The sequence below is a fragment of the Methylosinus sp. genome, assembly GCF_036560965.1.
GTDB lineage: Bacteria > Pseudomonadota > Alphaproteobacteria > Rhizobiales > Beijerinckiaceae > Methylosinus.
Window position 1 is genome coordinate 1 of sequence record NZ_DATBQF010000031.1, and the last position, 7132, is coordinate 7132.

Annotated in this window: 5 protein-coding genes and 1 pseudogene; 3 read left to right on the forward strand and 3 right to left on the reverse strand. The window is 63.6% G+C overall.

Annotated elements, in window-relative coordinates; all coding sequences use genetic code 11:
* The 3 genes and pseudogenes from VIF40_RS09905 to VIF40_RS09915 form a co-directional block, all read right to left on the reverse strand.
* Positions 1 to 317, reverse strand: a pseudogene (locus VIF40_RS09905) (transposase); the annotation flags it as partial.
* A gap of 595 nt (positions 318 to 912) precedes the next feature.
* The gene (locus tag VIF40_RS09910) at positions 913 to 1746 is read right to left on the reverse strand and encodes a DJ-1/PfpI family protein (protein WP_331937356.1); all 834 of its coding nucleotides are present in this window, start codon (positions 1744 to 1746) and stop codon (positions 913 to 915) included.
* Positions 1747 to 1755: 9 nt separating this feature from the next.
* A complete protein-coding gene (locus tag VIF40_RS09915) occupies positions 1756 to 3978 on the reverse strand; it encodes a TonB-dependent receptor (protein ID WP_331937357.1) in 2223 nt (740 codons plus the stop codon).
* Between the two features lie 257 nt (positions 3979 to 4235).
* On the opposite strand from VIF40_RS09915, the gene VIF40_RS09920 reads away from it, so the two are divergent.
* From VIF40_RS09920 to VIF40_RS09930, 3 genes are all read left to right on the forward strand, one after another.
* A complete protein-coding gene (locus tag VIF40_RS09920; protein ID WP_331937358.1) occupies positions 4236 to 4916 on the forward strand; it encodes a response regulator transcription factor in 681 nt (226 codons plus the stop codon).
* On the forward strand, positions 4913 to 6280 hold the full coding sequence (locus tag VIF40_RS09925) for a HAMP domain-containing sensor histidine kinase (RefSeq protein WP_331937359.1): 1368 nt from the start codon (positions 4913 to 4915) through the stop codon (positions 6278 to 6280). The genes VIF40_RS09920 and VIF40_RS09925 overlap by 4 nt, the downstream gene beginning before the upstream one ends.
* A gap of 597 nt (positions 6281 to 6877) precedes the next feature.
* Positions 6878 to 7132, forward strand: a 255-nt coding sequence (locus tag VIF40_RS09930) for a transposase zinc-binding domain-containing protein (protein WP_331937360.1), incomplete at its 3' end; no start/stop codon positions are given.

Consider the following 7132-nt stretch of genomic DNA (forward strand, 5'->3'; position numbering starts at 1 on the left):
GCGATCATTGTTTCGAGCGGCGGTCGAGCTCCGCCGCCGCAAAATAAGCCGACGCCTTGCGCAGGATCTCATTGGCCTGCCGCAGCTCGCGGTTCTCGCGCTCCAGCGCCTTGATCCGATCGCGCTCATCCGTCGTCGCGCTCCGCCTGGCGGACCCAGTTCCGCAATGTCTCGCCCGTGCAGCCGATCTTCGCCGCGATCGAGGCGATCGCCGCCCATTGCGACGCATGATCGCCCCGGTGCTCCAGCACCATCCGAACCGCCCGTTCCCGAACCTCAGGTGAAAATCTGTTCGATGTCTTCTTCTTCGTATCCATGGCTCCATCCTCTCAAGGCTTGGAGCCTCCGGCAATCCCGGCGCGGTTCACTCTGGCCTCATAAATCAGAATGTGAGACCGCGTTACGAGACCTTCATCGGCGCCAAGGGAATTCCGGCTCGGCGAACGTCCGCAAATTCCAAGGAAAGAGGCCATTGGCCTGGTCCATGTCGAATGGCCGGTTATGGCGCGCGCTCCCCGTTCCCGCCGGGAAGGGGGAACTGTGTGAAGGTTTTCGAATGCAGGCCCTAAGGCAGCGCGACGCCGAGTGCTCGCAAAGGGCCGGCATTCAAAAACCTTCACATGAGCCGACGTTCGATCTGAACGAACCGCAGGTCTGCTTTCCCCGGATTTTTACGGACTTCGCGGAGCCGAAGCGGCTGCAGATAGAGTTCAAATCGCGCGGAGCCCCGCTGAGCCTCCCGCCATCGGCGACGAGCCGTCGACTGAGGGTGAGCTCCCTGAACGGAGCCATCAGGAATTTCGGATCGCCGCTGTCGTCGATCTCCATTTGGCGGATGAGACCAGAATTTCTCACCGGCGTCGAACACATTCGTAATTCGGCATCTGTTTTCCGCGCCTCTCCTTCGCCACGTCAGAACGCCTTCGATTTCGCGAACGCTTCACGGCCGAGCCGATCGGCGGAGGCCCGGAACCCAGCGAACATCTCTTCCATCATCGTTCTGACTGCGGCAGGCGCTCGTTCCGGCTGACCCGCGTCGAAAGGCGGCTCCGGTGCATATTGCGCGATGAGCTGCACGCCCTCGGCGTAAGTGCTGTCGCGCAATTCGCCGACCAGAGCCAGGGCGAAATCGAGGCCCGCCGTCACGCCCTCTGCGGTGATGCGATTGCGATCGCGCACGAAACGGCCGGGCGTCGGCGTCGCGCCGAAGATCGGCAGCAGCGGCTTCGTCGACCAATGCGACGTCGCGCGATAGCCGTCGAGCAGGCCCGCCGCGCCGAGCAGAAGCGAGCCCGTGCACACCGATGTGACATATTTCGCGCGCGCGCCGCGGCTTTTGATGAAGCGCAACGTCGCCTCGTCCTGCATGGCGGCAAGCGTGCCGGTGGCGCCGCCGGGCACGCAGAGAATGTCGAGATCGACCGACGCATCGTCGAAGCTCGCATCCGGCGTGATCGTCAATCCCGTATCGCTGACGACAGGCGTCTTACTCTTTGCGATCACGAAAGCCGTCGCGCCCATCAGCCCGGTGAGCATGTAATGCGGGCCGATCATGTCGAGCGCAGTGAACTCCGGATAGATCAGAAAGCCGATCTTCTCATTGCCGGACCACGAGGCCGGCATGTTCGACATATCGTGATCGGCCGTGACCTTCTGAGCCGCGCGCGCATCGAGCGCGCCGCCGGCGACGAGCGCGGCGAATGCGGCCAAGGCTTCGCCGAAGCGGCGGCGATCGAACGTGTCCAATGGTTCCTCCTACATTTTCACGGAAACGGTGGCGAAGAATGTGCGCCCCTCCCCCGGCGCGACGCGCCCTGAAAGATAGGGATATTGGATGTAGTAGCGCCGATCGCCGAGGTTTTTGGCGGCGATCGACAAGGTGAAATTCTCGTACTTGTAAGCGAGATCGGCGTCGAATGTGATGTAGCCCGGCGTCGTCCATGTGCGACCGAGCTCGACGCGCGAGGATGAGGCGGCGTAGAAGCCGGCGCCGAAGGACCAGCCCTGCAGCTCGCCATCGAAGGTGTAATGGCCCCAGAAACGGCCGGAGTCGCTGGGCGTCCCGACGAGGCGCGCGTTCATATATTGCGTGTTCTCATCGCTCGTGACCTTGGCGTCGATATGGGCGTAGCTGCCGAGGAACGAGAGATTAGGCGTCGGCTGCCAGACGAGGTCGGCCTCGAATCCATGCGAGTTCTGCTCGCCGGTCTGCCTCTGAGTGAGGGAGCCGGACACGGCGGTCGGCACATTGGTGCGAGTGAGATCGAAATAAGCGAGCGTTCCCGAAAGGCCTAACGGACCGTCGAGCTTCACGCCGCCTTCGAGCTGTCGCGACCCTTCCGGCTTGGGCGGCGCATTATTGGCGCCCGAGAAATAGCTGACCCCGCGCAAGCCTTCAGAATAGCTCCCATAGACGGAGAGCCAATCGGTCACATCATAGGTCGCGCCGACGCGCGGCAGCACGCGCGTCGCGCTCGCGTCATAGTGGGTCGGCGGCGTGACCGCATTTTCGGTGAAGTGGATATCGACCGTGGCGACGCGCAGAGCGCCGAGGAAATGCAAGCGATCGAAGATCGTCGACTGCAATTGGACGCTCGCTCCGGCGTTCTGATAGCTATTGGCGATCTTCGTGAACACCACCGTGTCCGCCGCGCCTTCGACCGGCAGCCGAAAGACCGGGAAATATGGCGCGCGAAAGTCGATCAGCTGCGGGAAGCCGAAGAAGGAATCAGCGTCTGTCGTATTATTGCCCGCCATGATTCCGTGATCGACGACGCGATTGAAATCGCCGCCGACAAGCAGACGATTGCGGGTCGGGCCATAGTCGAATTTCGCGACGAAATTGGAGCTGATCGAGAATTCGGTAAGCTTCTGATCGAGAATGTCGTTCGCCACATAGAATTGCGATGGGCCGCCATAGACGCCGAAGGGACCGAAGTCGATGGTGGTCGGCTCATTGCCGAAGAGGAGCTGCGATGGTTCGTGGATTTTCGTGACGGAATAGCGCGCCGTGGTGAAAGTGGAGAATGTGTCGTCGAAGGCGTGATCGAAGCGCGCCGTCACAGACTGCGATTCCGTGGAGGTGACGGGAAGGCCGGCGTTGGCGAGGAAGGCCGAGCGGCGAATGGAATAAAATGAGCGATCGACAGAGCCGACGGCCGGCAGGCCCGGATAATCCTGCTGCTCGCGCCGCGCGACATGGCCTTGCAGCGTGAGCGAGGTTCCCGCGTTATTGGTGATGGTCAGCGTCGGATCGAGCGTGTAGCTCTGGCGACGGATCGTGTCGACAATCGATTGCGAGGTCTCGAATTGGCCGGCGAAGCGGAACAGCAACGTCTTCGATTCATTGAGCGGCTGATTGATGTCGAGATAAGGGCTGCCGAAGCGATAGCCGCCCGCGCGCACGCCCGCTTCCGCGAACCGATCCGGCGTGGGGAGCTTCGACACGATGTTGACGACGCCTCCGATCGGGCTCGCCCCGCCCTGGAACAGAATATTGGCGGGACCCTTCAAAACCTCGACCCGCTCGACATTGACGAGCAGATCACGCTCGCCGAGCGAGCCGTAATTCGGCAATCCGTCGATGTAGCGCTCCGCGTCCATTCCGCGCAGCTTGACGCCGAGCCCGCCGGGAAAGCGCGGATCGAGCGGCGTGAGGCCGGAGATGTTTTGGAAGACCTCGGACTGCGAGACGGCGTTTTGATCGTCGATCAGCTTGCGCGGGACGACGACGACGGAAAGCGGCAGCTCCTTCAGCGGCGCGGCCATGCGCGCGATGCGCGCGGTGAGCGCCTGATAGCCGCGCACTGGCCCGGCGGCGGTCTGCTCGACATCCGTTGCGGTCTTTGCTGCGGCCGGGCGTCGCTCTTCCGCAGCGATTGAGATGGGCGGCAGCGCCTCTTGCGCGGCGGCGCCGGGCAGGCCGGCCGCGGCGAGGGCGAGCGCGCTGACCGATCGCAGGGAAAAACGACGATTCATTTGTGGCCTCCTTGATCGCCGTTCTCTCGACGGCGTGGATGTCGTAGCGTTCGACAGGGGAGCGAGGCCCGCCAGCCTCCAACCCTCTGAGCAGCGCTCTAAAGGCGCCACTTAACCCGAATGTAACGTGAGCGCCGCCTCCATGGCTTTTCGTGGACTGTGGCGCCAACGCAACAGTCACGCTCGCGTCCGCTTGCCACCGCCACAATTGGCCACGATAATCCCCCCTCCCGATTGACGCGAGGCGGCGCCGAAAGATGCGGGTTCTGATGGTGGAGGATGAGCCGGAGATGGCGAAGCTCGTCGCGGGGAAGCTCGCGCGTTCGGGCTTCGTCGCCGATCGCGTGGGCTCGCTGGACGAGACGATGGAGGCGCTGCGGCAGCACAAATATTCGCTCGTGCTGCTCGACCGTCGTCTTCCGGACGGCGACGCGATCTCCATATTGCCCGAGATTCGTCGCGCGCAGCCGTCGATCCGCATCGTGATGCTGACCGCGCGCAACGCCGTCGAGGATCGGATCGAAGGGCTCGACGCCGGCGCCGATGATTATGTGACCAAGCCCTTCGACGCCAATGAGCTGATCGCGCGCGTGCGGGCCTGCCTGCGGCGGCCGGGCGGCGAGGCGGCGACGCCGATCGCGGTCGGCAAAATCGTCTTTCATCCGGATACGCGCGATGTCAGCGTCAATGGCGCGATGGTTCTGTTCCACAAGCGCGAGCGGGCTCTGCTGGACATTCTTCTGCTCAACGCCGGACGCGCGGTGCTGCGCGACCGTCTGCTCGCGGAAATTTACGGCTTCGCCGACGATGTGCAAGCCACGGCGCTCAGCATGCTGGTGTCGCGTTTGCGACGCCGGCTGCTCGATCTCGACGCGGGCGTCGAAATTCACACCGCGCGCGACGTGGGCTATCTGCTGACGGAGCGGAAGGGGCGATGAGAAGCCCATCGCTGCTCGCGCGCTTCGTGCTCAGCATCACACTGGCCGAGCTGATCGTCTTGTTTCTCGTCTGGCCGTGCGTGACGATTCTTGTCACCTATCTGGGCCTCGCGGCGACCGAGTCCAACACTGTCTGGGCGGAGTTCCATGCGATCGAAGTGGTCGAGAACGCGCTGAGGAGAGAGCCGGACGGGTCCGGCCATATCGATGCGACGCCCGAGCTGCGCACTTATCAGGCCCGCAATCCGAACTTTCGTTTCGCGATCATCGACAACCGCAGCGGCGCCGCGCTCGCCGGTTCGTCGGAGGAACTCGCGCGCGTGTTTCCGGGCGGCGGCGGGATCATCGCCATCAAGACCTATTTCCGGCTCTCGAACGATCCTGATCCCGATGCGCGCGGCGTCTACATGCTGATGTCGACGCCTTATTATTCGCTGGTGATCCACGGCTATACGCTGCACCCGGAAGATCTCGTCGCTGTGATGCGAGTGCATACGGACATCGCGCAACTCCTCTCCTTCTCGCCCTACATCATATTTGCGATCCTCGGCTCCTGGCTAGCGACGCGCTACGGATTGGCGCCGCTCTATGCGGCGAAGGAGCGGCTCGCGAAGATCGATCTTTCCTCCATCGACCAGCGCATCGACGTCTCGAAGGCGCCCAAGGAGATCGCGCCCTTGCTCGCGGCGATCAACGCCACGCTGGCGCGGCTCGAGGACGGCGCCAAAAGGCAGCGGCGCTTCACGGCCAATGCCGCGCATGAGCTGCTCACGCCGATCGCGATTTTGCGCGCGCGTCTCGATGCGCCCAACGAGCCGGGCTTTCTCGGCGATCTCGCCCGCGACATTCGGCGCATGCAGTCCATCGTCGAGCAATTGCTGGTTCTCGCTCGCGGCGCGGAGCGTGGAAACCTCGTCGCGGAGGACATAGATCTCGGCGCGCTCGCCCGCCATATGATCGCCGACTATCTGCCATTGTTCGTCGACAATGGGCGGGCGATCGCCTTCAATCCCCCGGCGACGCCGGTGATTGTCCGCGCCAATCGGCAAGCGCTCGAATGCATGCTTTCCAATCTCATCAATAACGCCCTGCGCGCCGAACCCGTCGGTGGGACGATCGAGCTTCGCGTGCGCGCCGGCGCCAGCCTGGAGGTCGCCGACCATGGCGAAGGGGTCGCGGCGAGCGAGCGGGAGTTCGTCTTCGAGCCATTCTGGCGCAGGACCGAGGCGACGCGAGGCTCCGGTCTCGGCCTCTCCATCGTCAAGGAGCTCGCGGAAAAGCAAGGCGGCGGCGTCTTCGTCACAGAGACGCCGGGTGGGGGCGCGACCTTTGGCCTCGCGCTGCCACATCGCGGAGCGCCATGATCCGCGGCGAGCGCCATCGGCACGGGCAGGAAACGCGCCGTCGCGACGGGGTCCTATGCCGAACAGCATATGCTTGGGACGTGGCGCTGCTCGAACCGCCACAGCAACCATAGGCGCAGAGGGTGCATAGCTCTTTAGACGGGGAAATCGAGTTCGAGGCAGAGGCCCGCATCAATGGTCCGGGCGATGATATTGATGAGCCGGCCGATCGACATCTACGCCTTCAAATGCCCGACCGTTGATGGCGGAGAGATTACGAGATCTTACACGCTCCCGCCCGGCGGCGACAAAGTCTGCTATCGGCGCGATCGGACATCGGGGATTGGGAGCCACAGGTCCGCTTCGGGTCACAGAACTAAACCGCTCTCGCGGTAGTTTGGGGCCGGCGTTTCGGGCGGGCTGCGGGTAACGGGTGGTCGGCGAACTGTCTGAAGATCGCGGGGTTAGCAACCTCGCTTCAGACAGGAGCAGCGCATGACAGAGGAGCGCATCACCCCGCTTCGCCAGCGCATGATCGAAGACATGGCCATCCGGCATATGGCCTCGGAGACCCAGCGCAGGACCAGAAACACCGAGCCGCCCGCATAGACCAGGGTCATGAGGCGATCTGGGTTGGAGGTCGCGGATATCTTCCGTGACCATGGCGCGGCGTGGCGCAAAGCCAACGCCGGCCATGTGAGCCTCGGCCAATCGAAGGTGATGTCGGCGATCGAGAGCTGCCGCACCGCGGCTCTCGGCGGGCATGTCGCGCGCTGCGAGGACTGCGCCCACGAAGTCATCGCCTACAATAGTTGTCGCAATCGGCACTGCCCGAAGTGCCAGGGCGCGGCGGCGAAGAGATGGCTGGCCGAG

What these genes read in the sequence shown, in the direction of transcription:
- VIF40_RS09915 (WP_331937357.1), bottom strand. Translation starts at nt 3,978, where the DNA reads ATGAATCGTCGTTTTTCCCTGCGATCGGTCAGCGCGCTCGCCCTCGCC.
- VIF40_RS09920 (WP_331937358.1), top strand. Translation starts at nt 4,236, where the DNA reads ATGCGGGTTCTGATGGTGGAGGATGAGCCGGAGATGGCGAAGCTCGTC.
- VIF40_RS09925 (WP_331937359.1), top strand. Translation starts at nt 4,913, where the DNA reads ATGAGAAGCCCATCGCTGCTCGCGCGCTTCGTGCTCAGCATCACACTG.